Source organism: Rhizobium gallicum bv. gallicum R602sp (assembly GCF_000816845.1).
Lineage (GTDB): Bacteria > Pseudomonadota > Alphaproteobacteria > Rhizobiales > Rhizobiaceae > Rhizobium > Rhizobium gallicum.
Window position 1 is genome coordinate 3,235,178 of record NZ_CP006877.1, and the last position, 26,172, is coordinate 3,261,349.

General features: G+C 59.4%; 23 protein-coding genes and 1 pseudogene. 15 read left to right on the forward strand and 9 right to left on the reverse strand.

Annotation, left to right across the window (positions count from 1 at the left end; genetic code table 11):
* Positions 1 to 699: 699 nt before the first annotated feature.
* Genes RGR602_RS15880 through RGR602_RS15890 form a run of 3 tightly spaced genes read left to right on the forward strand, consistent with a single transcriptional unit; the run spans position 700 to position 4,598 of the window.
* Entirely contained in the window at positions 700 to 2,865 is a 2,166-nt protein-coding gene (locus tag RGR602_RS15880) for a mechanosensitive ion channel family protein (protein WP_039846952.1), read from the forward strand.
* Between the two features lie 59 nt (positions 2,866 to 2,924).
* Positions 2,925 to 3,365 carry a hypothetical protein gene (locus RGR602_RS15885; protein WP_039845893.1) on the forward strand — a complete coding sequence of 147 codons (441 nt, stop codon included), beginning with the start codon at positions 2,925 to 2,927 and terminating at the stop codon, positions 3,363 to 3,365.
* 3 nt (positions 3,366 to 3,368) lie between these two features.
* A complete protein-coding gene (locus RGR602_RS15890; protein ID WP_039845894.1) occupies positions 3,369 to 4,598 on the forward strand; it encodes an HlyD family secretion protein in 1,230 nt (409 codons plus the stop codon).
* A gap of 452 nt (positions 4,599 to 5,050) precedes the next feature.
* On the opposite strand, the gene RGR602_RS15895 is transcribed toward RGR602_RS15890, so the two are convergent.
* Complete coding sequence (locus RGR602_RS15895) at positions 5,051 to 5,344, reverse strand: hypothetical protein (protein WP_039845895.1); 294 nt, start codon at positions 5,342 to 5,344, stop codon at positions 5,051 to 5,053.
* Between the two features lie 217 nt (positions 5,345 to 5,561).
* Here RGR602_RS15895 and RGR602_RS15900 point away from each other — a divergent pair, with 217 nt between their 5' ends.
* Both RGR602_RS15900 and RGR602_RS15905 read left to right on the forward strand, forming a co-directional pair.
* A complete protein-coding gene (locus tag RGR602_RS15900) occupies positions 5,562 to 7,772 on the forward strand; it encodes a tetratricopeptide repeat protein (RefSeq protein ID WP_039845896.1) in 2,211 nt (736 codons plus the stop codon).
* A 312-nt stretch (positions 7,773 to 8,084) separates the two neighbouring features.
* Complete coding sequence (locus RGR602_RS15905) at positions 8,085 to 8,753, forward strand: FadR/GntR family transcriptional regulator (RefSeq protein WP_039845897.1); 669 nt, start codon at positions 8,085 to 8,087, stop codon at positions 8,751 to 8,753.
* 501 nt (positions 8,754 to 9,254) lie between these two features.
* Here RGR602_RS15905 and RGR602_RS15915 read toward each other — a convergent pair.
* Positions 9,255 to 10,157, reverse strand: coding sequence for a LysR family transcriptional regulator (locus tag RGR602_RS15915; RefSeq protein WP_039845899.1), 903 nt, complete (start codon positions 10,155 to 10,157; stop codon positions 9,255 to 9,257).
* Positions 10,158 to 10,266: 109 nt separating this feature from the next.
* Between RGR602_RS15915 and RGR602_RS15920 the strand changes: the two genes are divergently transcribed.
* From RGR602_RS15920 to RGR602_RS15935, 4 genes are read left to right on the forward strand one after another with little or no spacing between them, the layout of a single operon-like run.
* Positions 10,267 to 11,349: a 4-oxalomesaconate tautomerase gene (locus RGR602_RS15920; RefSeq protein ID WP_039845900.1), complete on the forward strand. Its 1,083-nt coding sequence runs from the start codon at positions 10,267 to 10,269 to the stop codon at positions 11,347 to 11,349.
* Positions 11,350 to 11,394: 45 nt separating this feature from the next.
* Positions 11,395 to 12,396 (forward strand): ABC transporter substrate-binding protein, encoded by a 1,002-nt coding sequence (locus tag RGR602_RS15925; protein WP_039845901.1) that lies wholly within the window; start codon positions 11,395 to 11,397, stop codon positions 12,394 to 12,396.
* A gap of 15 nt (positions 12,397 to 12,411) precedes the next feature.
* Positions 12,412 to 13,242 (forward strand): ABC transporter ATP-binding protein, encoded by an 831-nt coding sequence (locus tag RGR602_RS15930; protein ID WP_039845902.1) that lies wholly within the window; start codon positions 12,412 to 12,414, stop codon positions 13,240 to 13,242.
* On the forward strand, positions 13,226 to 14,002 hold the full coding sequence (locus RGR602_RS15935; protein WP_039845903.1) for an ABC transporter permease: 777 nt from the start codon (positions 13,226 to 13,228) through the stop codon (positions 14,000 to 14,002). Before RGR602_RS15930 ends, RGR602_RS15935 begins: the two co-directional genes overlap by 17 nt.
* A 965-nt stretch (positions 14,003 to 14,967) precedes the next feature.
* On the opposite strand, the gene RGR602_RS35740 is transcribed toward RGR602_RS15935, so the two are convergent.
* Positions 14,968 to 15,303, reverse strand: coding sequence for a type II toxin-antitoxin system YafQ family toxin (locus RGR602_RS35740; RefSeq protein WP_100674343.1), 336 nt, complete (start codon positions 15,301 to 15,303; stop codon positions 14,968 to 14,970).
* Entirely contained in the window at positions 15,293 to 15,769 is a 477-nt protein-coding gene (locus tag RGR602_RS39430; protein ID WP_323808229.1) for a type II toxin-antitoxin system RelB/DinJ family antitoxin, read from the reverse strand. The genes RGR602_RS35740 and RGR602_RS39430 overlap by 11 nt, the downstream gene beginning before the upstream one ends.
* A 201-nt stretch (positions 15,770 to 15,970) precedes the next feature.
* Between RGR602_RS39430 and RGR602_RS37240 the strand changes: the two genes are divergently transcribed.
* The 6 genes from RGR602_RS37240 (at position 15,971) to RGR602_RS40035 (ending at position 21,633) form a co-directional block, all read left to right on the forward strand.
* Positions 15,971 to 16,501, forward strand: coding sequence for a hypothetical protein (locus RGR602_RS37240; RefSeq protein WP_052451598.1), 531 nt, complete (start codon positions 15,971 to 15,973; stop codon positions 16,499 to 16,501).
* Complete coding sequence (locus RGR602_RS37245) at positions 16,498 to 16,842, forward strand: transposase (RefSeq protein WP_052451599.1); 345 nt, start codon at positions 16,498 to 16,500, stop codon at positions 16,840 to 16,842. Before RGR602_RS37240 ends, RGR602_RS37245 begins: the two co-directional genes overlap by 4 nt.
* A 653-nt stretch (positions 16,843 to 17,495) precedes the next feature.
* On the forward strand, positions 17,496 to 18,446 hold the full coding sequence (locus tag RGR602_RS15955) for a helix-turn-helix domain-containing protein (protein WP_039845905.1): 951 nt from the start codon (positions 17,496 to 17,498) through the stop codon (positions 18,444 to 18,446).
* A gap of 420 nt (positions 18,447 to 18,866) precedes the next feature.
* Complete coding sequence (locus RGR602_RS15960) at positions 18,867 to 19,697, forward strand: alpha/beta fold hydrolase (RefSeq protein WP_039845906.1); 831 nt, start codon at positions 18,867 to 18,869, stop codon at positions 19,695 to 19,697.
* A 113-nt stretch (positions 19,698 to 19,810) separates the two neighbouring features.
* Positions 19,811 to 21,016 (forward strand): NAD(P)/FAD-dependent oxidoreductase, encoded by a 1,206-nt coding sequence (locus RGR602_RS15965; protein WP_039845907.1) that lies wholly within the window; start codon positions 19,811 to 19,813, stop codon positions 21,014 to 21,016.
* 221 nt (positions 21,017 to 21,237) lie between these two features.
* The gene (locus RGR602_RS40035) at positions 21,238 to 21,633 is read left to right on the forward strand and encodes a hypothetical protein (protein ID WP_039845908.1); all 396 of its coding nucleotides are present in this window, start codon (positions 21,238 to 21,240) and stop codon (positions 21,631 to 21,633) included.
* Positions 21,634 to 21,724: 91 nt separating this feature from the next.
* On the opposite strand, the gene RGR602_RS15975 is transcribed toward RGR602_RS40035, so the two are convergent.
* The 5 genes and pseudogenes from RGR602_RS15975 to RGR602_RS39435 form a co-directional block, all read right to left on the reverse strand.
* Positions 21,725 to 22,750: a mechanosensitive ion channel family protein gene (locus RGR602_RS15975; protein WP_039845909.1), complete on the reverse strand. Its 1,026-nt coding sequence runs from the start codon at positions 22,748 to 22,750 to the stop codon at positions 21,725 to 21,727.
* Between the two features lie 71 nt (positions 22,751 to 22,821).
* Positions 22,822 to 23,247 carry a cupin domain-containing protein gene (locus RGR602_RS15980; protein WP_039845910.1) on the reverse strand — a complete coding sequence of 142 codons (426 nt, stop codon included), beginning with the start codon at positions 23,245 to 23,247 and terminating at the stop codon, positions 22,822 to 22,824.
* Between the two features lie 63 nt (positions 23,248 to 23,310).
* Entirely contained in the window at positions 23,311 to 24,063 is a 753-nt protein-coding gene (locus tag RGR602_RS15985; protein ID WP_039845911.1) for an SDR family oxidoreductase, read from the reverse strand.
* 143 nt (positions 24,064 to 24,206) lie between these two features.
* Positions 24,207 to 25,160: an MBL fold metallo-hydrolase gene (locus RGR602_RS15990; RefSeq protein ID WP_039845912.1), complete on the reverse strand. Its 954-nt coding sequence runs from the start codon at positions 25,158 to 25,160 to the stop codon at positions 24,207 to 24,209.
* Between the two features lie 512 nt (positions 25,161 to 25,672).
* Positions 25,673 to 26,156: pseudogene (locus RGR602_RS39435) on the reverse strand (PAS domain-containing protein); the annotation flags it as partial.
* Between the last annotated feature and the right edge of the window lie 16 nt (positions 26,157 to 26,172).

The following is a 26,172-nucleotide window of genomic DNA, read 5'->3' on the forward strand; positions in this document are numbered from 1 at the left end:
TGTTGCCATTGAATACAAGACGCCTCGGAGGCGTCCTTGACAACCCCCCTCGGTTATCGCGCCGGAGGAATAGCGCGCCCGCCCCCTCGCAGCCGGCGATATTTTTATGGGCAATCTACACGGGCTTCTGGCCTCGCCGCCGAGTGGATTGTGGCGGCAAGTGGCGCGAGCCACGATCGAAAAAATGGGCGCGCGCTGGGCGATCGAGGTCGGCTCGGCACCCGTCCTGTCCGCCAGCCAATCACAAATCTCGGCAAGACCGCCGCCTCCATGCCAAACCCAGCGCTCCCCGACGTGCTCCCCGCGCGTCTGGGCGGCGGGGCTGGCATTCTTCCTGTAATTTACAGGATGTTACGAGCACGCGCCTTCGTCGTCGCGTAGTCTCTCCTGGTCATTGACAAGGCTTCGTCGGGCGCGCTGACGGACAACAGGCTGGGATTGGGCGACCGGATCCTCGCGGCAACGACGGGAACGGCGGCAGCGGCGGGCAACGCCGCAGGGCTGATCCTTGCCGCTCCGTCGCGGTCGTCGACCGGGACACACGGGGCAGCTATGCCAGCGAGGCCAGCGCTCTCACCGGGCCGAGCAGACGGCCGCATGTGGTGCCCGCCTGCGGAAGCAGGAGCGCTTCGGAGATCGATTGTCGGCGTTAGCACGCTCCGACAGTCGCGCGGTTCGTTTCTGGATTGGGAACTTTCCATGCATTTACTATCAACGATTACCTCGGTTCGAACCGTCCTCTTGGCGGTGATGGTGACCGTTGCCGCTGTCTTGACCGTTTCGCCTGCAGTATCCCAGGTGCCGATGGCGAGAGACTTGCCCCCCGAAAGCGTTCAGCAGTTCATAGCGCTTTCTGCCGACCCTGCCGTTCAGAAATGGCTTCAGCAACAGGCAGCCGCCGCAAAGACCGACGCCGCTTTCGCCCAACCCGCGCAGACGAAAGTCTCCTTTGCAGAGTTCACGACCCGGTTTCGTCAGCATGTTTCCAGTCTCCTGACCGCGGCGGGTTCGTTGCATTCCGAGATCATGGCTGCCGTAGCAGTGCTCGAACGTGAAATCCAGGCAAATGGCGGAACCCGGCCCGTATTCCTGCTCGTAGCTTTCGTCGTCGCGGGCCTTGGCGCACAATGGCTGTTCCGGAAGATCAGCACCGGATGGCGATCTTGGATAGAACGTGCACCCCTAATCACCGTTCGCGACCGCGTTACCGTCGTAGGCGCGAGACTGCTGTGGGCCGCATGCTACGTCCTTTCCTTTGCCCTCGGCAGTATCGGCTTCTTCCTTGCCTTCGAGTGGCCTCCCCTCGTCAGGGAAATCGTCGTAGGCTACCTCTTCGCCGTCGTCGTCTTCCGCCTTGCCGACATGGTGTTCGATGTCCTGCTTGATCCCGGAGCTGCCACCAATGACGAACCACCAGGATTTCGCGTCATACCGCTGACGGATCAGGCTGCCATTCACTGGGCAAGACGCCTGAGCTACCTGGTGGGATGGTTTGCATTCGGCTGGGTGACAGTCCGGCTACTCGGAGCTCTCGGCTTTTCGGTGCCTTCGCGGCAGCTTGTGGCCTACGCGCTTGGGGTCGTGCTCCTCGTCATTGCGATCGAAGGCCTATGGCGGCGTCCACATGTTGTGCCGGGAGTGGAGGCGACAGGCCGCATCGGGCGCAAGTTCCGGAACTGGCTCTGGACCGCCTACTTCATAGGGGGGTGGGCGCTGTGGGTTGCCGGAGCGATGAAACTCTTTTGGATCGTCGTCGTGTGCGCCGCACTGCCGGGCGTGCTCGCGCTCAGCAAGGCCTCCATAGCCAATGTCCTCAGGTCTCCCGGCTCGCAGAATGCAAAGGAAAGGGCCACTGTCGCCTCGGTGCTCGTGGAGCGCGGCATCCGCGCGGCCCTGATCGTCGGAGCCATCCTTCTGCTCGCCAAAGCGCTCGACGTCGAATTCGCCGGCGTGACGATGCAGGACACGCCAGTACTCCGGATCGTGCGCGGGATACTGAGCGCAGGTATCGTTCTTATGGCGATCGACCTCGCCTGGAACGTGTTGAGCGTCCTTATCGACCGGAAGCTCGGCGACACCAACACGGTCTACGAAGCGGGAAGCGAGAAGGAGCGCCGACGCACACGGGTGAGAACTCTTCTGCCGATCCTGCGGAACGTTCTGATGATCCTGTTCGTCGCGGTGGCCATCATGATGGCGCTTTCCTCTCTGGGCGTGGAGATCGCGCCGCTGATCGCCGGTGCCGGCGTCGTCGGCGTCGCCATCGGCTTCGGAGCGCAGACAGTCGTCAAGGACATCATCAGCGGCATGTTTTATCTGCTCGACGACGCCTTTAGGGTCGGCGAATACATCCAGAGCGGAAACTACAAGGGCAGTGTCGAGTCCTTCAGCCTCAGATCGGTCAAGCTGAGGCATCATCGCGGCGCAGTCTATATCGTGCCGTTCAGCGAGCTTGGGGCCATTCAGAACATGAGCCGGGACTGGGTGATCGAGAAGCTGACGATCACAGTGACCTACGACGCCGACGTCGAGAAGGCACGCAAGATCATCAAGAAGATTGGCCAGGAACTCTCCGTCGACCCGGAGTTCAAGGCAGTCACCATCGAACCTCTGAAGATGCAGGGTATCGAAAGCTTTGGAGACTCCGGCCTTCTCCTGCGGATGAAGTTCATGACGCTCCCCGGAGAGCAGTTCACTCTGAAGCGGCGGGCGCTGCGGATGATCCATCAGGCCTTCCACGAAGCGGGAATTAGAATCGCGGTTCCAACGGTCCAGGTCGCGGGCGAGAAGACGGCGGATGTGGCCGCCGCGGCGCAGCAGGCCTTGACGGCTCATAAAGAGGCGGTGGCAGCCGGTGCCGGCTGAATGACCGACAAAGGCTCGTCTACGATGGGCGAGACGGGGTATAAAGAAAGGAGACTTCGATGGCGCAATCTGTTCATCCGGCCGCGATTGATCACGTGCCAGGCTTTATTACAGAGCCAGGGCAGACCGACTATCTCTTCAATGGCGTTGCCATTTTTCTGATTGTTGCCGTTCTCGTGATTGGCAACCTTTACTTCAAGCTTCATGCCGTTCCCGAACGCATGGCGCATCGCACCAACAAGGTGCAAATGGAAGTCGTGGCCGTCCTGGTGCTCATCTCGCTCTTCACGCACAACCATCTCTATTGGATTGCCGGCCTGCTGCTGGCGTTCGTTCGCATTCCCGACTTTACGAGTCCGCTCTACTCAATCGCGCAATCGCTGGCGAAGCTTGCCGGCCGTGATCCTGAAACCAGCGGTGATCCCGCATTGAAAATCGCTGAGCCGGTAGTGCCGGTCGAAGCGAAGTCAAAGACCGGTGTGCACGGAGAGGGAGTCTGATCCATGTTCGAGTTGCTGCTCTGCTCTATGCTCACCATCTTACCGGACTACCTTTATCGACGCTATGTTCAGGACAAGCGGATCGGTCGCGAAATCACGCTTTACAGTGTGTGGTACGAGTTGCGCTGGGGTATTTCCGCCTGCCTGATCCTCACCATTTCGCTGATCACCATGATCTTCTATTTCCATCCATCGACCAAGAATGTCACGGCGATATTCCGCACGGTGACGATCCTGCCGGAAACGATCGGTCGCGTCGACGAAGTCTATGTCGGCGTCAACGAGAAGGTGGTCGCCGGTGCACCGCTGTTTCGCCTGGACGACTCGCTGCAGAAAGCCGCGCTGGAGACGGCCCGTCGAAAGATCGAGGAAATCGATGCGGAATCCAAGGTGGCTCAAACCGAAATGGTCGCTGCGGATGGCCAGATCCAGGAGGCCGAGGGCGCCCTTCAGGTGGCGGTCGACGAATACGAGATGAAGTCCCAGTTGTTGAAGAACGATGCCGTTGCCCGAAGGGAAGTAGTCCGTCTGGCTAACACCGTCGATAGCCGCAAAGGTGCGGCGAGTGCCGTGCTCGCCAACAAGCAGACCCTGGAAGCCAAGATCAATATTTTGTTGCCGGCACAAAAGGCAAGCGCCGAAGCTGCGCAGGCGCAAGCCCAGGTGGAACTGGACAAGACCCTCGTTCGGGCCGGTGTTGCTGGAACCGTGCAGCAGTTCACGCTGCGTCCGGGCGATGTCCTCAACACGATGTTGCGTCCGGCTGGCATTCTCGTTCCTGCGGAAGCGGGACGAGGCACCTTAATCGCCGGTTTCGGGCAGATCGAAGCACAGGTGATGAAGCGGGGGATGATCGCCGAAGCGACCTGCATCGGAAAGCCGTTCACAATCATTCCGCTGGTCGTGACTGACGTTCAGGATGTGATCGCGGCCGGACAGTTACGTCCGACGGATCAACTTATCGATGTCCAGCAAATGGCGCAGCCGGGAACCTTGACGGTGTTCCTGCAGCCGCTCTTTCCTGGAGAACTCGATGACATCCCGCCGGGCAGCAGTTGCATCGCCAACGCCTACACGAACAATCACGAGGCGCTCGCCGACGAGAATATCAGCACGATGCGATGGCTATTCCTGCATGCCGTGGACGCCGTCGGGCTCGTGCACGCCATGATCTTGAGGATGCAAGCGATGCTCCTTCCCGTGCAGACCCTGGTATTCTCGGGCGGCCACTGAGCACGCTCTGAAGAGAAAGGACATCGCTTTCACCCAGGCGTGGCGTCCTGGGAAAGGCCACCGCAGCGGAAGCAGCCGGCGAGGCAGGCGCTGCATTCGCATACGGAAAAAAAGCTATCGGGGCGGAAGCTGCGGCGATCTACGCAGCAGCTACCACACTATAGAAATCGCCCGCCAAGGGACGCGACGAACCTGGCGCTCTCTGCGGTGGCCCACTCCGGTAGTCGCCGGCACGATGGTGAGGAGGGCGCGAAGCCGCCGAACAAGCGTTTGCGCTCGAGTCCGTCCCGACCACTACCTCACTTCTTCGACCTCCCCCCGTTTCCAGGAGTTGTCGACACTATCTCGACTCATGTCGTTCGACCTGCGTTGGAGGACATATTCGCAGGCGTGCCCTGGGACTTTTCACGCGCGGCCGACATCGCCCCGGCCTGCTTGGATGAGATCGGCGGTCACCCCTTCGAACCTGGCCCCCGCCCCTCGCTCTTGCCTAGAGCCTCGGCGACCTCGGAAACGATGTGGTCGACCAGTTCCTGCCATTCGCGTTTCCGCTCTTCCCATTGCGCCACCGTCTTATCCCGGACACCGGCCAGCGCCCGCTCGGCGTCGGCCAGATCTGCGCAGAGATCGCAGAAATCCTCGCTCCTCCCCATCAGTCTTCGGATTGCCAGTTCTGCCTGCGGAAACCGTCGCGCCGCAGCCGAGAATGCCTGCTCTTTGCGAGTCACGTCGTCATTCGTTGCCATCGCGTCACCGTTGATGGGAGATTAGGTGAGACCCTGCCGGTGGCGTAGAGAACTGCTGTAGTTTACGTGGTGTATCTGAATCAGACCCGGAAGCCGGCTCGATGTCGACATCGCAAATCGAATATTAGCAGTCGCTATTGCGCCAAGCGCGTAGTATACAGCTTCAAGTTGGACGATGCGGGCGAATGCTCCAAGTCTGCGTGCGCTGGGGGGTGCCGTGACTCATGCTGGTGCGTCAGAAGCGGTAGACATGCGGCCCCCCGAAGTGGTCTGCCGCGAGCAGATTTCGCGTATCCAGCAAAGCGTCGATTTTCACGCGACCCAAAGGGAACATCGATTTCTCGAATACGTGGTCGAGGAGAGCCTTTCGGGACGAGGCGAACGGATAAAGGCATATTCCGTTGCCGTGGAAGTGTTCGGACGGGATACTACGTTCGACCCGCAAAACGATCCGATCGTTCGCATCGCCGCCAGGCACCTCCGCCGATCCTTAGAACGCTACTACCTGACTGCCGGACAGGCAGATCCCGTGGTTGTTGGTATTCCCAAGGGAAGCTACGTACCCACGTTCTCCATGCGGATCCCGCGTGATGGCATTGGTTCCGTCGTCGCGGTAGAGGAGAATCCCACGCAGCCATTCTCGCTCGAGCAGACGGAAGCATCGAACGTCCGGGCGAGCGACCCTCCGAGCTCGGACGATGTCCGCGGCCAGCTTCAGCGGATCGTCTCAAGCCCTGAATTTCCCAAGGTGGGGCGGGCGGGAGCCTTCCTTAATTACATCGTCGAGGAAACGCTTGCCGGGCGTGGACACCGGATCAAGGGCTATTCGATTGCAATCGAGGTGTTCAAGCGACCCGACAGCTTCACCCAGGACGATCCTGTCGTGCGGATCGAGGCAGGCACGCTGCGGCGGGCTCTCGAACGCTACTATCTGGTGGCTGGCCGGAAGGATCCGGTAAGGATCGATATTCCCAAGGGCGGATACGTTCCGACTTTTGCCCGGAACGAAGCAGCACCGCCGGAACCCGTCAAGTCGAAAGCCGCACCGCCGCCTGAAGCGTTTGGTCGGCAGGCAGCCGCGTTGTGGCGCGTGAGATGGCCGGTTCTGGGTGCTCTCACGGTCGTTGCCGGCCTCGTGGGATCAGCCTATTGGCTCCCCGAGCGACATATGCCCGATATGCCGCTTCTCGATCGTCCAACCTTGGTGGTCGCACCGTTCACGAATCTTGGGGACGGGCCGAATGCCGAGCTTTATGCGCAAGGGTTGACGGAAGAACTCCTGACAGCCCTTCCGCGCTTCAAGGAAATCAAGGTGGTCGGACGTGAAACGTCGGCATCACTCCCGCCGGGCGTTAGTATGTCGCGGATCAAGGATGAACTCGGGGCGCGGTATCTGCTGAACGGTAGCATGCGGACCTCTGGCAGCCGCATTCGAGTGACGGCACGTCTTCTCGACACCTTGGACGGCTCCATCGTCTGGTCCGAGGACTACGAGAACGACCTGCAGACTCGTGATCTGTTCGCGATTCAGATGGCTGTCGCAAACAAGGTCGCCGCAACGATCGCGCAACCCTACGGCATCATGGCGCAGGTTGCTTCAGCAAAACCTCCCCCCGACGATCGTCGTGCGTACGACTGCACATTGAATTTCTATGCCTACCGTGCCGAGCTGAGCGTCGAGCGTCATGCGGACGTCAGGGCGTGTCTGGAGCGGGTCGTGGCCCGATATCCGAGCTATGCAACCGCCTGGGCGATGCTGTCCATCCTCTATCTGGACGAGGAACGGTTCAAGTTCAACTCGAGAACCGACGCGCCCCAGCCTATGCAGCGCGCGCTTCAGGCAGCGCGACGCGCAATCCAGCTCGATCCGGATAACATCCGCGCCCTTCAGGCGTTGATGACGGCATTGTTCTTCAACCAGCAATTTGCCGAGGCCATGCGCATAGGGGAGCAGGCGCTTGCGACGAACCCCAACGACACCGAGCTCATGGGTGAACTCGGAACCCGACTGGCGATGGGTGGGCAATGGCAGCGCGGCGCGGCGCTTCTGGACAAGGCGCTGGCTCTTAACCCAGGTGCAGCCGGTTACTATCACGGAACCCGCGCACTCGCCGCCTTTATGCTTGGAGACTATCCGGCGGCAGTCGCTGGAATCGGACGGGCGGATCTACAGAAGTGTTCGCTTTTTCATATCGTGGCGGCGATCATTTATGCGGAGGCGGGGATGTCGAAGGACGCCCGCCGAGCGGGAGAGACCTTCATGAAGATGCGTCCGGACTTCGTTCCGAACATTGCGGCCGAGCTCAGTATCAGAAATATCCAGCCAAGGGATCAACTGCGCTTGATCATGACGATGCGCAAGGCGGGAATCCCGGTTCCAGATGGCGTGGAAGCCGCCATCGCTGATCAGAACGCGGCGCCGCGATAGCCCGGCCCCTTGTAAACTACAGGATATGGAAACCGTGGCGATCGCACCTGCGGCCGAGGGATCGACCACTTCAAAGGTGCGATTTCCTTTTGCAGGGACCCATTCGCCGCCGATGAACAATTGCGTAGGAGCGTTGCGGACTACAGCAGCCGAGGCCGAGAGGCGAGCGGGGTTGTTTCTTGTGCGGGGTTGATTTCACGTTCAGCACCATTCTGCACCAATTTTGGTTTTAACACGCTATCAATTTAAGATTGGTCTTGCCATTGGTGTCAACGTGGATCAATTTGGTTGCGGTAATTATTGGCGAGGCTGATGAGCGTGGTATTGAAGGATTTCATCGAGGCGGAAGGTCTGGAGCCCGGGGATCGATTACCGCCTGAGCGCGACCTGGCGCTCAAACTCGGGCTGCCCCGCACCGCACTTCGACGGATGCTTGCATCTCTGGAGAAGGAGGGCCGCCTTATCAGGCATGTGGGCCGGGGGACATTTATCGCTGGCAGCGGGATAAGCTCGACGGCGCTGCGTCGCCCGCCAGGCAGTACGGGAGACGCGTTGCGCACCTATCCGGCCGAAGTTTTCGAGGCTCGGCTGATCATGGAACCCAAGATCGCTGCCTTGGCGGCGTTACGGGCGACCACGCAGGAAATCGACGAAATGCAGAAATCGATCGATCGGGGCAACGCGGCGGGAACCCTGGTCGAATTCGAGAAATGGGACGCTGTCTTTCACCGCATCATCGTCGAGGCCGCCCGAAACGGTCTTCTCGCCTCGCTCTATGAGGGTATTCACGTGGTACGGGCGGGAAATCTCTGGGGGAAAATGAAGGAGCAGTCACTCACCCCTGAGCGCATGAAGGCCTATATCGCGAAGCATCAGGCCATTCTTGAAGCCATCAAAGATCGGGACAGTGGGGCAGCCGAGCTAAATATGTACGACCACATCGTCGAAGCCAGAAAAAACATACTTGGCCCAAACACCTGATTTGGGCGATCCGACAGTGAACGCGTGTTGTCGCGTCGTCAGGTTCGGACAGGACCGGCTTCTTGGACTGAAAAGGATATTGCCGGAGGGCGAGATCGCAGTTCTGGCAGCGATCGGACCACAGCCTCCCAATTTTTCAATGCCGTGAAGGGGCGCTTGCTTGCAGCCTTCGGGTCGCACCGACGGCGAACATCGATCCGGAACGGCGCTTCCCCTTAATGTTCGAGCCGAGGTCGTGGTTTCACCCGAGCCTATGTCTTCGTCTTTCGAGGGTCGCCGCTGCCGGCGATCGTATTTGACGATGCCGACATCACTGTGCATCGCCGGCGGTGTTCCTTCAGTTGCTGCGCAAGCGTTCCCGCGGCCGAGTGGACGATGCATTTCGGCATGCCCGTCTTGCCCGAGGAAAACAGGATGACCAGCGGATGGGAGAACGGCAAGCGGCACTGAGCTGTGGCTCCAGCAACGTCACCTTCTTGCCGACATCATTGCGTCGGCGGATCAGTTTCCTTCGGCCCACGTCCCAATCAACATGGTCATGAAGCGCTCGGCTGCCGGCGAAAGCGTCCCGCCGCGACGGCGCACAATGCCGATCGTTCGCGAGATTTGAGGATTGCGAATAGGTCTCGTGACGAGGAACGGGTGCTCTTCCTGCGGTGTGGCGAGTTTCGGCAGAACCGAAATTCCAAGCCCGGCTTCCACGAGACCAAGTGACGTCGAAAGATGCGTGACTTCATAGGACCAGCGCAGTTTCAGGTTCGATTTCGCCAATGCTGCATCCAGAAGCGTACGATTGCCGCTGGATCGGTGAACCGTGATCAGCTGATAGGGCGCCAGATCGTCCCATTCGAGTTCGCGCTTCGCCGCCAGCGGATGATCCTTGCGTGCCGCAAGCACGAATGGATCTTCGATGAGCCGGTCGAAGACAAGGTCGGGATCTGAAAAGCCCATGATATTGATGCCGAACTCGACCTCCCCGCGGGCGACTGCTTGCAGACCGTCGGTGGCCGGCAAATCGAGAATGCGAAAACGTATATTGGGATATTCGGCGCTGAACTGCTTGATGACGGTCGGCAAAAAATAGAAAGCAGCCGTCGGTAAGCACGCGATCGTCACCAGGCCGCTGCGCTGGGACCCGACATCGCGAACTGCAAACAGCGACGTATCGAACTCTTCGAGCATTCGTCGCACCAACGGGATCAGTTCCGCCCCAAGCGCAGTTGTCGAGACATGGCGCGTCGTGCGCTCGAGCAAGGGCGCCCCGATTGCCAACTCGAGCTTCTGAATCCGCCGGCTGAGTGCCGGCTGGGAAAGATTAAGCGCTTCGGCAGAGCGGTGGAAATTCTCCAGTTCGACGACCGATAAAAACGCGCGCAAATCCAATATCTCGCAATTAATGCTCATGGCGCATCATTCCCTCTGATATTCGCATTTCACATATCAATCATTTTGCCGCTTACTGCAACAAAGAAGCTGATTGATCAGTAAATCACATCAGCAAGCGAGCGCAACCATGAACGACCTGATTTCCATTCCCTGTGTTCTGATGCGAGGCGGCACGTCCAAGGGGCCGTTCTTTCTCGCATCCGATCTTCCGTCGGATGCGCGTCAACGAGATCAAATCCTGCTTTCGGTCATGGGCTCCGGTCACCCATTGCAGATCGATGGAATCGGCGGTGGCAATCCGGTCACCAGCAAGGTCGCCATCGTTGGTCCACCAACCGTACCGGATGCCGATGTGGATTATTTGTTCGCCCAGGTCCGCATCGATCAGCAATTCGTCGATACCTCTCCCAACTGCGGAAACATGCTGGCAGCCGTCGGGCCGTTCGCGATCGAGGCTGGATTGGTCAAATCGACGACCAGCGTAACCCGCGTGCGTATACACAACGTCAATACCGGCAAACTGATCGAAGCCGAGGTTCCGACCCCCGATGGCCGTGTCGCCTATTTGGGAGATGCTTCGATCGATGGTGTGCCCGGCAATGCCGCACCGATCGCCCTGACCTTCATGGATGCTGCCGGGGCACGCACAGGCAAGCTTTTTCCCACCGGCAACCCGCGCGACATGATCGATGGCATCGACGTCACTTGCATCGATTGCGCGATGCCGATGATGCTGCTCGAGGCCGCCGCCCTCGGCGTGACTGGCAATGAATCAACCGCCGAATTCAATGCCAACGGTGCATTGCTCCAGCGGCTCGAAACTCTGAGGCTCGAGGCCGGCCGGCGCATGGGTATGGGTGACGTCAGCAATCAGGTCACGCCAAAGCCGGTTCTGATCTCCAAGCCTGACAAAGGTGGCGACCTCGGCGTGCGCTATTTCATGCCACATCAGTGCCACCCGTCTCTCGCAACAACCGGTGCGGTCGGTATTGCCACAGCCTGCATCAGCGGCGGAACCGTCGCCTCGCGGCTGATCGGCGACCGCAAGCCACCGGTCGTTCTCGTTCTGGAGCATCCAAGCGGTCACCTGGACGTGAAACTGGATGCCCGCGACGGCAAGACAGCTGCAGGAATCCTGCGGACGGCCCGGCGCCTCTTCGAGGGTCACGTCTTTGCAAAACCTATCGCGCAAATGGTTTGCGCTGCATAATCGAGTGGTTGCCGGGAGGGCGCCACGGATCAGGGAGGAATACACATGCGCAAACTCATACTCACCCTTGCCGCAACCGTCGCTTTTGCCGGTTCGGCTTTTGCTGAACCCGTCCGCATCAGCGTCGGATCCTACAACCTCAACAACCTGCCCTTCCCGGTCGCAGCTGGCCTAGGTCTCTACGAGAAGGAAGGTCTTGAGGTGACCGTCGAAAACTTCGCCTCTGGCGGCTCCAAGACGCTGCAGGCACTTGTTGCCGGCTCGACGGATATCGCTGTCGGCTTTTACGACCATACGATCCAGATGCAGTCGCAGAACAAGGCGGTCGTCGGCTTCGTACAGCTTGCGCGCAATTCTGGCCTGGTTCTGGCCGGCGGGAAAGACTCGTCCTTCGATCCGGCCAAGCCGGAAACGATCAAGGGCGCGAAGATCGGCATCACCGCACCAGGTTCATCCTCGGACTTCTTTGTCCGCTATTATCTGCAGCGCAACAATCTTTCGGCCGACGACATCTCGTTGATCGGCGTTGGCTCAGGCGCAGCCGCAGTCGCGGCGCTCGAGCAGGGGAAAGTTGATCTATTGGTCAACTACGATCCGGCAGCAACCTTTATCGAAGCCAAGGGGGTCGGCAAGATTTTGATCGACGCCCGCAGTGACGAGGGTGCCAAGCAGATCTATGGCGGCATCTACCCGACCTCCGTCCTCTATGCGACGCAGGTCTATATCGATGAGAACCCGGAAACCATCCAGAAGGTCACGAACGCGACCGTCAAGGCATTGGCCTGGATGAACACACATAGCGCTGAAGAGATCGTCGAAAAACTGCCGAAAGAATTCATTTCCGGCGACCGCGACACCTACGTGAAGGCCGTCCAGAATGCCAAACCGATCTTCTCGGTGGACGGCAAATTCAGCGAGGTCGACACGCAGACGCCGTTGGCCGTTCTCAAGAGCTTCAACGAAAAGGTTGCTGCCGCAACAATTGATCTTTCCAAAACCTACACGAACGCTTTCGTGGACAAGGTGACGGATAAGACCACCAACTGATCCTAGGAGGAGGCCATGTCTTTGGCTGTCGTAAATCCCATGTCTATCCCGACGGGACAGCAAAACGCAAAGTCGATGGTATCGATCGATGCCGTGACAATGTCGTTTGGTGCCTACGTCGCGGTGCAGGACGTCAATCTGACGGTTGACGATGGCGAGTTTCTCGCCATCGTCGGCCCAACCGGTTGCGGCAAGAGCACCATTTTGAACGCGATCGCAGGCCTTCTGAAACCCGCGAGCGGAACGGTGTCGATCGATAGTGCGCCGGTAAAGGGCGTCCAGAACGACATCGGCTATCTCTTCCAGCAGGATGCGCTGCTCCCGTGGAAGACATCCATTGAGAATGTCGAACTCGGCCTGATGTTCAGGGGTGTTGCAGCAGCCGAGCGGCGCGAGCGTTCGATGAGCTGGCTTGCAAAAGTCGGGCTCAAGGGCTTCGAACACCGCTATCCGCACCAACTGTCCGGCGGCCAGCGCAAACGTGTCCAGATGGCGCAAGCCCTCATTGCCGGTCCGAAGGTCATCCTCATGGATGAGCCCTTCTCCGCGCTCGACATCCACACGCGGCACCTCATGCAGAATGAATTGCTGCGCCTTTGGCAGGAAGAACGTCGCGCCGTGGTCATGATCACGCACGACCTCGAAGAGGCGATCGCGCTTGGAGACCGCGTCGCCATTCTGGCCGCCGGCCCCCGTTCGAGGGTCATCGAAAGTTTCCCGGTCGATCTCGAGCGGCCACGGGATGTGGCTGAGATCAAACTCAATCCACGCTTTATGGATCTGTATCGCAATATCTGGGCTTCCCTGCGCGGCGAAGTGGAGAAAAGCTATGAACGTCGTGACTGAACGCATCATCCAGCTCGGGATGCTGGTTTTTATCCTCGGCGGCTGGCAGCTCGGCGTAACCGCCGGCCTCATCGATGTCTTCTTCTTTCCAGCGCCGATCGACATCTTCAACCAAATCGTCAGCTGGATTGTTGACCCCAGCTTCTATCGTCATGTGTCAATCACACTGACGGAGACCGTCCTGGGTTATGTCATTGGTACCGGATTGGGCGTCGCGGCAGGCGTATGGCTTGGCCTGAGCCGCAGCGCGGCGCGGATTCTGGACCCCTTCATCAAGGGCCTGAACGCTATTCCGCGCGTCGTGCTTGCACCGATTTTCGTGCTTTGGCTTGGACTCGGCCTCTGGTCGAAGGTGGCGCTTGCGGTAACGCTTGTTTTTTTCATCACCTTCTTCAACGCGATGCAGGGCGTGCGCGAAGTCAATCCGGTGGTCCTCGCAAATGCAAGGATCCTCGGGGCCAAACGTTCCGATCTGTTGCGGCACGTCTATTTCCCCGCAGCGGCAAGCTGGATCCTTTCCTCGCTTCGCACGTCTGTCGGCTTCGCAGTGGTCGGCGCCATCATCGGCGAATATCTCGGCTCCTCCGCAGGCCTCGGTTATCTGATCGCGCAGGCGGAAGGCAACTTCGACGCGGTCGGCGTGTTCGCTGGCATCATCATCCTGGCCATGTTCGTGCTCATCATCGACCGAATTCTCGATGTACTGGAAGGCCGGCTTATCAAGTGGAGACCGAACGCCGCGGAAGAGAGAGCGGCGTAACTAACCGGATCCAGTTTTCATATGAGTGGTATTGGGGGTGCCGCCATTGGCACCCATTTTTTTCGGCCTTGAGTTCGAACGCATGACCGGCACCCCATTGAGGTGATCGATCAAAGTGCTAAAATCGTAGGCGTTTCGTGACTGCTATGTTTGGCGATGGCGTGCACTTTCGGAAACACCGCAAGCCGGACGTTTATCCGCGCTCAGGGCGCATTCCTGATGGCCGACGAGGTAAAAGCTCTTGCAGAGCTATAATCCTTCTCCCGTATCATCCCGGAGCGATGGCAAAGCCCTAAAATTCTCATTCGTCGAAGGGGGCGTCCGCGATAAGATCAACCGACGACGGAGCCCTGTATCCAGCCACCAGACGCTCGCCAAAATCCAGGACGAGGTTCGCCACTGGATAGGATGCATCAGGCCATGCTGACTTCCGATAACTAGCGCTTATCGTAAGTCAGCCATCTCGGTCAATTTTCTTCCCATCCCTAGCAGCAACCACTCACCGAGATAGGCCAGCGCCAATGCTCCCAGTTAAGCGGGACTTGAATTCTCCGGATGCAGACCGAGTTCGCGTTCCGCGCGCTCCAGACCCAGCCGAGCCGCTCTCTCCATGTCCGCACGCCACCAAGCTTGAGATAGACGCATGTCAACAGAACATCAGAGTGGTAGTCGTCGGACCGCACCTGCGCAGCCCTCTCGAAAAGCTCGGCAGCTCTTTCGAAGTCGCCCTGTTCGAAAAAGAAACGCGCGAAGAAATAGTTTGCCTCGTGCAAATCAGCGGCATTAGGTAGCAAACGCCACCAAACTCTAATTAAATTACTGAATCAAAACACAATTTTCAGCATCGAATAGATCGGATTGGCATCGATAGCGCTGATAGGTCGGCTGGTGGCTGCGACACAGCCGACGTCGGGCAGAAAGATTGGAGCGAGGTACGGTGCGTGGGAGCCGTCCGAGCGAATGCTTCATTCAAAGAGTTCGGCGTGTGTCCCAGCGGCTACGAACACAACCAGGTTCTTTCTTTCGTCTAACGTGTAGATGAGGAGAAAATCACCGCCGATATGACATTCTCGATGATCTTTCCAATCACCCGTCAGCTCGTGGTCTTTCAGTTCCGCCGGCAGAGGGCCATCGTTGTCTACGATCAAACCCACGACTTTCTTCAGTGCGACCATATCATATCGGCCAGACCTAGAAAGGCGCTCCCAATCTTTTTGAAACTGTTTGGTATGACTTGATTGCCGCGGCAGCGAAGCCCGCTTGCTGGAAGCGGACTTCGCTCGTTTCTTATCACTTGACAACCTTGCGTCCCTCGAGTGACTCAAACATCTCATCAGCAGTATCAAAATGCTTGCCGTGACCCGCCTTGATGGCTCTTGCTTCCTCCATCGCAGCGATTGTTTTGGCGTTCGGTCGAGTCAATTCGACGGGAAGAGCTTTATCTCGGGCGATCCTGGTCAAAACGATTCGGATGATATCCGAGGTGGTCAGTCCGAGACTATCGAGTACCAAGGCGGCGCTATCCTTCACCGAAGGTTCAATGCGGGCGCGTACATATGCGTTTGCAGCCATTTTTGCCTCCTTTTCGTGTTTGATATTTATGTAGCCCAACTGAGCAACATATTCAAGCTCCGTGATGGGTCGATCGAACTGGGCAGCTATGATTGTTGCCCCACACACTCGCCCGTTAACCACATGCCCGTCCTCCGATCGACTCCTGCGGAAGGTCCAGGTAAGAGCCTGCATCATGTTCAGGATGATACGCATACAGCTCTGATCTCCCCGCGGCCTTCGGCCGCCGATCCGCTGTGCCTGCCGTCGACTTCTGGAGCCTGAACATGACCTTCAACGCCATCGCTACCGCCGCCATTGCCCACCGCCCCAACGCTGCTGTGTTGTCTGTCAGTGCCTTGGGAGGGGGCTTAGAAATACGTCTGGCCTTCCTCCGGATCGCGGAGGGGTTGAGCCATGGCGAACCCCGAAGACACGCCCAAGGGCCAGCATTTCCTGCTCTCGCCAGAATGCCGAACGCTGACGGTGCTCGATCTCGCCAAGATGCGGGATACGACTGCCTACAACTGGTTTAAGCGCCTGTGGCACGAGACGGAGGGCGAGCCGTATTGCCCCAAGTGCGGAACGCTTCGGTGCCACACGATGAGCGGCAATCGCTTCAAATGCACCGAGAAGACCTGCAAGGCCGTTTTCAGCGTCACCTCGGACACGGTCTTCCACGCGCGCAAGCTGAGCTTCAAGAAGATGCTCATCGCCATCTGGTTTTCGGCGACCTCGGTGAAGGGCAAGGCGGCGCTCCAGCTCTCGCGCGAGAGCTGCGTCCAATACAAAACGGCCTGGGTGTTCCTCATGAAGCTGCGCGAGGCCATCGCCTGGCGCAGGGAGGAGATGGTGCTCGATGGCGAGGTCGAGATCGACGGCAAGTACGCTGGCGGCCAAGGCCGAGGATCGCATCGACCGCCGCCGCAAGAAATACCCAAAACATGAAGTGTCTGTGCGCTCTTGCGATCCGCCAGCGCGGGCTGGGAGGGCAGACGTTCACCCGGATCATCCGAGACGAGGACAGCAACGCAGCCTGGGCGGCCGTCGGAGATCGCGTGTCGCGGGAAGCAACGGTCTTCGCGGACGAGCATGGCAGCTACAACGACCTGGCTGGCCTGAACAAGCTGCATCGTGTCAACCACTCGAGGGCCTATCAGACCGACGATGGCACAAAAACCAACCAGGTCGAAAGCTTCTTCTCGCGGGTCCAACGGGCCTACGTCGGCATCCAACATCGGTTTTCGTTGAAATACTTCGACTGGTCCGTGGCCGGCGTGGCCAGGTGAGCAATCGAGGCCATACGTTCCAGCTGCTGGGCAAGGCACTGTCTCGCCCGACATCTCGCTATCTGTGCGGATACTGGCAGGGCAATAAGCCGCCAGACCTGATCTGGGAAGGCTAAGCGGCGACCTCCCACAGAACCTTGCGGCCGTCGAACTTACCCGATTGCCGCACGCGTCCTGCAGTCGTCAGTTGGGTGAGGACCGCCGACAGGCGGTGTGCGATGTCCGAGAGATTCGCTGGCTCGCTCGGGATGCCGAGCTTGTCCGCTTCGCTGCACAGTCGGTCACCGAAATCGGATCTCCTGCCTCGCGCAGGACCTCCAAGACGAAAGGTCGGTAATGATGTCGTCCGTAATTCAAGCCTGCGCTTCATGGTCCGCTTCCCCTTGTTGGACCTACCATTCAAATGAGACAATACGACAATGGCGAAGGCAACCTATCCTGGAGAATAGGTTTTCCCGCTCAAAAGTTTTTGATATTTGCCCTGCATCACACAACGCGCGAATGACCTAAAGCACGGCGAAATCGCTCGCGAGATTGGGGGACGTCATGGGTCGTAGGACTGACGAAGTCGGCCACCACTGGTGGATACTCAATGAGCCCGCGATTATTGTCGGAATAGCACATAGGCAGCGCCCGTCTACGAGCGTGCAACCATGAGCTTGCCTTACTCCTGCGATCCTCTCGAAGGCTCCCTGGCTGAGACAATCGAGGCGCGCCGGGACGAAATGCCGGCTGCTGACCACAATCCTGCAAACGAGATGTCGCGCGTTCTTCGGACTGCGCCAATTCATCTTGCGGCAGACCCCTCCGGCGGTGCAATCGCTCACTGGAACCACGGCCCCTTACATGATGTCGTCGAGCCCATGACCGACCACGTCATCATGGCTTACAACGGCGCGATACAGCGCATGGAACGGCGGACAGGAAGATCGATCGAGAGCGGAACGTTTCGTCGCGGGGTTGTGATCATCATCCCGGCTGGATCAAGCTCCCGATGGGATATTCCAAAACCGGTTGATGTCGTCCAGCTCTATCTTCCCCGCACGACACTGACGCGCATTGCCGACGAAACCGATACTTTCACGCCGACCGATCTCTTGGAGCGAACGGCGCATCCGGACCTCATTACATCCCGATTGCTCCTGAGCGCAGCCGATGTCCTGGAAGGCAATACGGCACTGGATGCACTGTTCAGGCAGCAGTTGACTGACCTTCTGGCCACGCGCCTGCTGGCTGCGCATACCGGCAAGGCACCTAGCTATCAGCCGGCGCTGGGCGGCCTCGCGCCGAGCGTGCTGCGCCGGGCCATCGAACGATTGCGGTCGGACGCTGACGCGGACGTCTCCCTCGGGGCTCTCGCTGCCGATGCCGGGCTGTCGCGTTTTCATTTCTGTCGCGCCTTCAAGGAAAGCACGGGACTTTCGCCTCACAACTGGCTCCGTCAATATCGGCTCGAGCAGGCCATAAACATGCTTCGCGATCCTCAAAATTCGATCGCGTTGGTCGCAGCCTCCCTCGGTTATGCCTCGCAAACAGCATTTGCAGCTGCATTCCGAAAATTGACCGGTGAAACACCGACCGATTGGCGGCGGCGCCACGGCTGACCGCAATCTCCTTTCGCCTCGCCTCAGATTCCGGACTGTGCGTTCTGGCTCAGCGACGACCATGCCGCGCGATTGCACTGGCATGGCGTTGGTCGAAGCCTCACTCGACTGCGCCTCGCAAACAGCCTTGGCCGCCGCATTTTGAAAGCTGACCGGTAAAACGCCGGGCGATGAACTGCGCCGCATCCGCTAAACCGCAATTGCTCTGCAATGGTCCCAATCCCTCTGGCGCAGCCGTAGACTTGTTTCGCTAAACCACCATTGCGCCCATACCAATGGATCCGGCGGAGACAAAGGATGGTCTGGGACACCGGTTATGGGTCAATCGCAACGAAGCGACCCGTAGCGGCTTGCATACCCGACTGTCCGTCCAATTCGATGACGGGCGCCGAAACAAATATTCTACAAAGGATTAGCACGATGACCTCCATTACAACCAGCGACGGCGTTCAACTTTTTTACAAGGACTGGGGACCGAAGTCCGCTCAGCCGATCGTCTTTCACCACGGCTGGCCGCTCAGCTCCGACGATTGGGACAATCAGATGCTCTTCTTCCTCGGCAAGGGCTTTCGCGTGATCGCTCATGATCGCCGCGGCCATGGCCGATCGACCCAGGTGAGCGACGGTCATGACATGGATCACTACGCCTCCGATGTTGCCGCAATGATCGACTACCTCGATCTTCGCAACGCAATCCATGTCGGCCACTCTACCGGCGGCGGTGAAGCCGCGCGGTATGTCGCGCGCTACGGCAAGGGTCGCGTTGCCAAACTGATCCTGATTGCGGCCGTGCCGCCATTGATGTTGAAGACCGCCGCCAATCCCGGCGGTTTGCCGATCGAGGCATTCGACGGATTGCGCAGCCAGCTGGCGGCCAACCGGTCGCAGTTCTATCGCGATTTTCCGAGCGGCCCCTTCTACGGTTACAATCGCCCGGGTGCCGAGCCTTCGCAGGCGGTCATCTCAAATTGGTGGCGTCAGGGCATGATGGGAGGCGCGAAAGCGCATTACGACGGCATTAAGGCATTCTCGGAGACGGATTTCACCGCGGACCTGAAGAGCATCACCGTGCCGACGCTGGTGTTGCATGGCGATGACGACCAGATCGTTCCCATCGGTGCCGCCGCTCCGTTGTCGGCGAAGCTCCTCCAGACCGGCACGCTGAAAATCTACGAGAAACTGCCGCATGGGCTGTGCACGACCCATGCAGATGTCGTCAATGCCGACATGCTGGCCTTCGTCACCGCCTAAGCGACGTCGCTTCAACATCCGCGCGCCATCGTTACCGACCATCTCGCCGCCCAGCGGGAGCGGCAACGATGACGCGCGGCCCTTTGAAACTAAAAACCACGGAGTAAAATAACATGAGACTTGTGATTGTAGGCGCCGGTTTCGCCGGCATGTACGCCGCTCTGTCGGCAGCCCGCCTGCGCGATATCGAAGGCGTTTCGCCCGAAGAGCTCGAAATCGCGCTGGTGTCGCCGGAACCGACGCTCGTCATTCGCCCCCGGCTTTACGAGCCGAAACCCGAGACCCTGACGGCACCTCTGCAGGATGTGTTTGACGCCGTCGATGTCGCCTACGTGCAGGGCAGCGTGGAATCGATCGACACGAAGGCCAGCACCGTAGACGTCGTCAATGCCAGGGGCGAACGAAAGTCCCTTCAGTATCATCGCCTTGTGCTCGCCACCGGCAGCCGGCTGTTCCGCCCGAATATTCCCGGCCTCGCCGAATATGCCTTCAGCATCGACAATGTCGATGACGCCATTGTCCTCGATCGCCATCTCCACGAGCTTGCGAAACTGCCGGCCTCGGCCGCGCGCGACACCATCGTTGTTGCCGGCGCCGGTTTCACGGGTATCGAGGCGGCGACCGAGATGCCTTCGCGGCAGCGGGCCCTGTTCGACAAAACCGCCAATCCGCGCGTCATTGTCATCGATCGCGGCAGCGCGGTCGCCCCCGACATGGGCGAAGGTCCTCGCCCGATTATTGAGGAAGCGCTGCGCAAACTCGGCGTGGAAACGCGGCTCAACGCCGGGGTTTCATCGCTCGACAAGTCCGGAGTTACGCTGAGTACCGGCGAGCATATCGAAACCATGACCGTGATCTGGGCAGCAGGCATGCGGGCCAATCCCCTGACCACCAAAATTCCTGGCGAGCGTGACAAGTTCGACCGGCTGCTGGTCGATGGCTGCCTGCGCGTGCCGTCCGTGCCTGGCGTCTTCGCCACCGGGGATGCGGCACGCGCTGCATGCGACGACTGCGGCAACTACGCACTGATGTCGTGCCAGCACGCCACACGCATGGGCGCCTTCGCGGGCAACAATGCCGCCGCCGAACTGTTGGGTGTGCCGGCACGGCAATATCATCAGGAAGCTTATGTCACCTGCCTTGACCTCGGTGATGCCGGAGCCCTCTTCACCCGAGGCTGGGAGCGCAAGGTGGAGATGGTCGGCGAGAAAGCGAAGGCGACCAAACAGGAAATCAACACCGTCTGGATCTATCCGCCGCAGCCCGAGCGCGCCGCTGCGCTGGCTTCCGCCGATCCGGAGCGTGTGACGGACCTCTGATCGCATCACGACACGAGCTGCGCTCCGCGCAAGAGCGCAGCTTGTTATATTTCGGCCCGCTCGTAAGGCGCCCGTCAATTCATCGATCGTTTTCTCCTGTCGGTCACGACATGGAGCTTGGCGCCTGGGCCTGCCTTGGAACGGTCTCAGACTTCCGGCATCAGGCCCCATTTTTGCCTGCGTGCGCCACTGGCATGCTGACGAGCGCGAATGACTGTGGCATGCAGAAATCGCCATCGTGGCTGATACTGTCGAAGATCCTGCAGCACTCCCCGCTCCACCCAGGCAACAGTGGCGCCCTTGAAAATGCGGTAATCGCCAAGTCGCTTCGGCAGGTCGCGTCAGCGCCCACCGCAACGGGCCATCCAGAAGATGGCGTCAATAAGGCGTCTGTTATCGGCTCGCCGGCCGCGCTTGCCGCGGCAGCTACCGGGCATCAAGGGCGCAAGAAAGTTCCATTGGGCTTCATCACGGGATCGCGATCTTCATACACGGCTGATCTCTCCTCAAAATCTATCTTGAACCCGATTTGCACCCATTCAAAGTCAATCGTCCCATCTTCAGCTCGCGGCTTGACGAATAACGCAACGCTGTTGAACGATTTTCAAAAACTCTAATGCCCAGTCGCCATCGCGAGCCGATTGGCACATGCGACGAGAACTTCCTCGCATCCACCCAGCTTGCCTCATTTTGTATCTGGCTACGATCTTATGGGACGGTGACCGAGACCGGCCGGGATTCGGCAAGATACTGGTTCCCGATCGGTGCCGGCACGAAAGCGAGGCTTTCGGCGGGCATGGCCAGCGAAAGCCCGCTTGCTCTGCATTGGTCATGAAGCAGATCAACGATCTCATTCTTGGCGGGCGTTCGAATTGCGACGCTGTCGACGCGGAACTGCAGCTCGACTTCGATTGCGATCGCGTCGATGGCTTTCAGGGCAACGACCGGCGGCGGGTCCTTGACGATCCGGACGCTGGCTCGCAGCACAGATCGCATGACTTCCTCGACAACACGTGGTCTTTGCGTTGCAGCGATGCGCACACGCAGCGCGATCAGGTGGGTTTCGTCAGGGCGGCTAAGATTTGTCACGCCCTGCTTTGCCAGGATGCTGTTCGGTAGCACGACGACATTGTTCGTAACGGTCAAAAGGTTGGTGGAGCGCCAGGTGGTTTCGATGACGCGACCCTCGGTTCCGTCGTTCAACTGGACCCAGTCGCCTATTGCATAGGCCCTACCGAGTGTCAGCGCGATGCCGGAAAAGACGTCGCCCAGCGTATTCTGTAACGCCAGGCCGAAGATGACGGCGATGACGCCGGATGTTGCAACCAAGGTGCCGACCGGCATGCCGAAGACGAAACCGATGACGGAAAGCGCCACGCCGAGATAGATGACGGCAATGGCCATATCCTGGATGAGATGTGCTTCCCGTGGCTTGCGGTTCAGTCTGACGTAGATCTGGATGAAGCCGATGATCGTCCAGGCGAGATGGGTCCACCAAAGGATTCTGGCCGATTTGGAAAGCAGCGCGGCAGGACCTTGGGTGTAGATGCCGTCGGGCCGATGCGGAGCGATGCCTCCCAGATAGAGCACGAGGCTCATGTTGGTGAAGAACAGGATCTGGACGATCAAGCGGCCCGTCGGACGGTTGCCGCCCTGGATGTGCCACACGACAATGCCGGCAATTCCCAGAAGATTGATCAGAACAAGCGGCACGAAATTGTCATTACCAAACATGGCAGCAATCACCGATTTAGGTTGGGTCAAAGAGCGGCCGGGCACCGGCACTGCGGGCCCGGCCTGATCGGCTATTTCTTGATCGGGAATGTCAGTTCTTGCTCGGCGCTATCGACGACGAAGACCGCAAGCAGCCTTGCCGGTTTGGTCTTGCTAGCGTTCTCGCTGACACCGTGGCGATCGCCCGGCAATTCCGAAAAGCTGTCACCGGCTTCATAGACCGTGACGGGCCCGTCATTGACCTGGCTGCGGATCGCCCCTTCGAGGACGGTCGCGTAAATGAAGGCGGAGGCTGGGTGTGTGTGGCCCTCCGAGAAACCGCCCGGAGCATATTCGACGAGAACGCCCTTCATGCTCTTACCGGGAACGTTCGGCAGTTTGTGGTCATAGACCAGCGTAACCTTTGCGCCCTCCCCGCCACCGGGCGCATCGTGCGCAAGAGCCGAGCCTGACAGGAGAGCCGTCAACGCAACGGCAAAACGTAATGACTTGATCATATCTATCGTCCTTTCGTGACTGAGGCATCGGGGCCGCCTATAAGACGGCCCGTATGCAGGTCGTTACTTTCTGGGCGTTGTCGCAAACCAATCATCGAAACCGATGCGGCCGATGCGAGGATGATTGTCGGAAACGAGTGAACCGTCTTCCAGTTTGGTGCCGAAATAGCGGGCGTCCGGATCCGCGACAACGGTGCGGGAATCTCCGATCGCTTTGAGGTAGCGCGCGGCGAAATCGCAGAGACGTGCGCGCTCGGGGCCGCAGATTTCGACGATGCCGTTAGCCGGCGGGGCAAGGGCCGCGTCCGTTACGAAATCGGCGACGTCGTCAGACGCGATCGGCTGCAGGAAACCCGTCGACAAGCGGGCCGTGTCGCCGACCGTGCCCTCTTGGGCGATGCCGCCGAGAAATTCCATGAACTGTGTGGAACGCACGATCGTATAGGGAATGCCGGCTGCCCGGATGATCTTTTCCTGGGCGACCTTGGCTCGAAGATAGCCGCTATCCGGCAACCGATCCGTGCCGACGATCGAAAGCGCGACGTGGTGTTTCACGCCGGCTTCGATTTCCGCTGCCATCAGGTTCTTGCCTGCCGTCTGAAAGAATTCGAGCACGGCCTTATCCTCGAAGGATGGCGAGTTCGCGAGGTCGATCACCACCTCGGTATTCTTCAGTACTTCCGCCAAGCCCTCTCCGGTGAGGGTATTGACGCCGGTTTGCGGGGCAGCGGCAATGACCTCATGCCCCTTTTTGCGCAGGCGTTCTGCAGTCTTGGAACCGATCAGGCCGGTTCCGCCGATAATCACGATTTTCATAAGATGCTCCATTTGCTGCGCGCCCGTGCGGTGCGCGTGGTTGAATAGGTGGATAGAAGGCCTTTTTGAAGCTCGGGCTTGAAGGCCGAGCTGGACACAGCCTTCAAGGATGACGCTCTGGTTGGCCTTAATTCAACAAGAGGTCAGTAGTCCCAGAAGACCGGGACCCAACGAAAGGTGTCGCCGTCGACCGCGACATGGCCAACAGAAGGAAACGGCATATGAGTTGCCACCAGCAGTTCGCCGGTCGCCGCCAGCTCCCGCAAAAGCCGGACCCGAACGCGGGCCGCCTCCTCGGGGTCATGTTCGAAGCCGTTGAACCAGTCGGGGTGGTCGAACCCGACCGCGAACACGGCGTCGCCGGCAAACATCAGACGATCGTTGCCTGAGGCCACACGGACCACGCTATGCCCGGGGGTGTGGCCACCGGTACGGGTGACGACCACGCCCGGCGCCACCTCATGCTCATCCTCGAACAGCCGCAGCTGGCTCTGATAGTCTTTGCTGAACCGCTTGGCGGCTGCCCGCAGCGCGTCAGGGAAGCCTGCGGGCATCGAAACGTGGGAGAAGTCGGGCGACTCCCAGAATTTGACCTCGGCAGCAGCCACATGGATCCGCAGGTCCGGATTCAGCTGTTCCTTCACCCCGTCGACGAGCAGCCCGCCAACGTGGTCCATGTGCATGTGGGTCAGCACGACGTCGGTCACGGATGCAAGGTCGATGCCGGCGGCCGCCAGCCGCTTCATCAACTGCCCGGCCCGCGGCAAGTTCAAGTCCGGGTCGAGGCCCAGTCCAGCGTCGATAAGGATGGTCTGCTCGCCGCTGCGCACCACGACCACGTTCAGTGCCCAGTCGAAAGCGTCCTGCGGCAAGAACATGTCGCCCAGCCAGGCGGCCCGGGCGGCCGGGTCAGCGTTGTGGCCCAACATCGCGGTTGGGAGCGGTAGCACCCCATCGCTGACCACCAGCACGTCAATCTCGCCGATCCGCACCGCGTAGCGCGATGGAACCAGCTCTTCGGGTGCCGTTCTACCGGGGTGTGAGGTGTTGTCCACTTTCATGCTTGCCTCCTGAGTGTTGTTGATGATCTGGTTCATCTTTGAAACCTCCTGCGTTCTATCTTGGTGCTAGATCCTTGGTGGCTTACGCTTCCTGGACGGGAAGCGCGGTCAATGCGGGTGAAGTCTTTTGCGATCGGCGACACACTCACTGCTGGCGTGTCCTCTGATGATCTATCGAAACCGATCTGCGGCTGCGCCAGAACGATTGCTGCCGCTGCAGAGCAATTGCTGCTGACGCATGCGCATGCTCCAATCGCCCGGGGTTTCGCCGGTTTGTCGGATGCAGCTCTTTCCAATAGCCTTTGCTATGAACATCTCGGGGCCATTGATCGAGGCTCGGCGCCCTTTCCCAAGTGGGCGGAACGGTGCCAAAACATGGATTTCCACAAGTTGCGGCCTCGCAGTGACCAGACTAGGTTGCGACGCGGGACCCCCAGCGCCAATATCGAGATTAAATCGGCTCGAAACGCTGGCGATTTCAGGTTTTATTTGTTCTGCAGGAGCAGCCGATGATGCCCGTCTGGCTGTATCGTCCCCACCCTCGGCAAATCGCGGATTTGCTGGCTTCGACAGACCGGCTCGCCGTTTGGCGCAGCGCAATCGATCATGGCCGGCAGTGTTTCCACCAGTGGCCAGAGAAAGCGTTCCCTCGCGTAATACCTCCTGTGCGCATCTCCTCTTCGATGTCGATTGAAGCAAAGTACCACTGTACGATCGCGCCGTCCGCGCCGTGCAGTGCCTGAGCACGCGTCTCGATCCAGCGATAGCCGCCGTTCTTCAGGCACCGGCGAAACCGGTTGACGAAGGGCTTGCCGGTCGCAAAGCCTTTCACTTTGCCCGCGCAAACATTGTCGGAAAGTCGTCGGGGTGAGCCACTTCCCGAGCCAGCGCATCGAAGTCCTTGATCTGCGTCGTCGGCGCACCGGCCTGGTCCTGATATCGCTTGCTGACATAGGTCAGCTCGCCCGATGGCGCGAAGCTTAGGATACTGAAGGGCACGGCCTCGATCATCTGTTCCAACTGCTGCTGGCTCCCCAGACCCAGTTAT

Coding starts and splice junctions, on each gene's coding strand:
- RGR602_RS15880 (WP_039846952.1), top strand. CDS start 700: ATGCATTTACTATCAACGATTACCTCGGTTCGAACCGTCCTCTTGGCG.
- RGR602_RS15885 (WP_039845893.1), top strand. CDS start 2,925: ATGGCGCAATCTGTTCATCCGGCCGCGATTGATCACGTGCCAGGCTTT.
- RGR602_RS15890 (WP_039845894.1), top strand. CDS start 3,369: ATGTTCGAGTTGCTGCTCTGCTCTATGCTCACCATCTTACCGGACTAC.
- RGR602_RS15895 (WP_039845895.1), bottom strand. CDS start 5,344: ATGGCAACGAATGACGACGTGACTCGCAAAGAGCAGGCATTCTCGGCT.
- RGR602_RS15905 (WP_039845897.1), top strand. CDS start 8,085: ATGAGCGTGGTATTGAAGGATTTCATCGAGGCGGAAGGTCTGGAGCCC.
- RGR602_RS15915 (WP_039845899.1), bottom strand. CDS start 10,157: ATGAGCATTAATTGCGAGATATTGGATTTGCGCGCGTTTTTATCGGTC.
- RGR602_RS15920 (WP_039845900.1), top strand. CDS start 10,267: ATGAACGACCTGATTTCCATTCCCTGTGTTCTGATGCGAGGCGGCACG.
- RGR602_RS15925 (WP_039845901.1), top strand. CDS start 11,395: ATGCGCAAACTCATACTCACCCTTGCCGCAACCGTCGCTTTTGCCGGT.
- RGR602_RS15930 (WP_039845902.1), top strand. CDS start 12,412: ATGTCTTTGGCTGTCGTAAATCCCATGTCTATCCCGACGGGACAGCAA.
- RGR602_RS15935 (WP_039845903.1), top strand. CDS start 13,226: ATGAACGTCGTGACTGAACGCATCATCCAGCTCGGGATGCTGGTTTTT.
- RGR602_RS39430 (WP_323808229.1), bottom strand. CDS start 15,769: ATGCGTATCATCCTGAACATGATGCAGGCTCTTACCTGGACCTTCCGC.
- RGR602_RS37240 (WP_052451598.1), top strand. CDS start 15,971: ATGGCGAACCCCGAAGACACGCCCAAGGGCCAGCATTTCCTGCTCTCG.
- RGR602_RS37245 (WP_052451599.1), top strand. CDS start 16,498: ATGAAGTGTCTGTGCGCTCTTGCGATCCGCCAGCGCGGGCTGGGAGGG.
- RGR602_RS15955 (WP_039845905.1), top strand. CDS start 17,496: ATGAGCTTGCCTTACTCCTGCGATCCTCTCGAAGGCTCCCTGGCTGAG.
- RGR602_RS15960 (WP_039845906.1), top strand. CDS start 18,867: ATGACCTCCATTACAACCAGCGACGGCGTTCAACTTTTTTACAAGGAC.
- RGR602_RS15965 (WP_039845907.1), top strand. CDS start 19,811: ATGAGACTTGTGATTGTAGGCGCCGGTTTCGCCGGCATGTACGCCGCT.
- RGR602_RS40035 (WP_039845908.1), top strand. CDS start 21,238: ATGCAGAAATCGCCATCGTGGCTGATACTGTCGAAGATCCTGCAGCAC.
- RGR602_RS15975 (WP_039845909.1), bottom strand. CDS start 22,750: ATGTTTGGTAATGACAATTTCGTGCCGCTTGTTCTGATCAATCTTCTG.
- RGR602_RS15980 (WP_039845910.1), bottom strand. CDS start 23,247: ATGATCAAGTCATTACGTTTTGCCGTTGCGTTGACGGCTCTCCTGTCA.
- RGR602_RS15985 (WP_039845911.1), bottom strand. CDS start 24,063: ATGAAAATCGTGATTATCGGCGGAACCGGCCTGATCGGTTCCAAGACT.
- RGR602_RS15990 (WP_039845912.1), bottom strand. CDS start 25,160: ATGAACCAGATCATCAACAACACTCAGGAGGCAAGCATGAAAGTGGAC.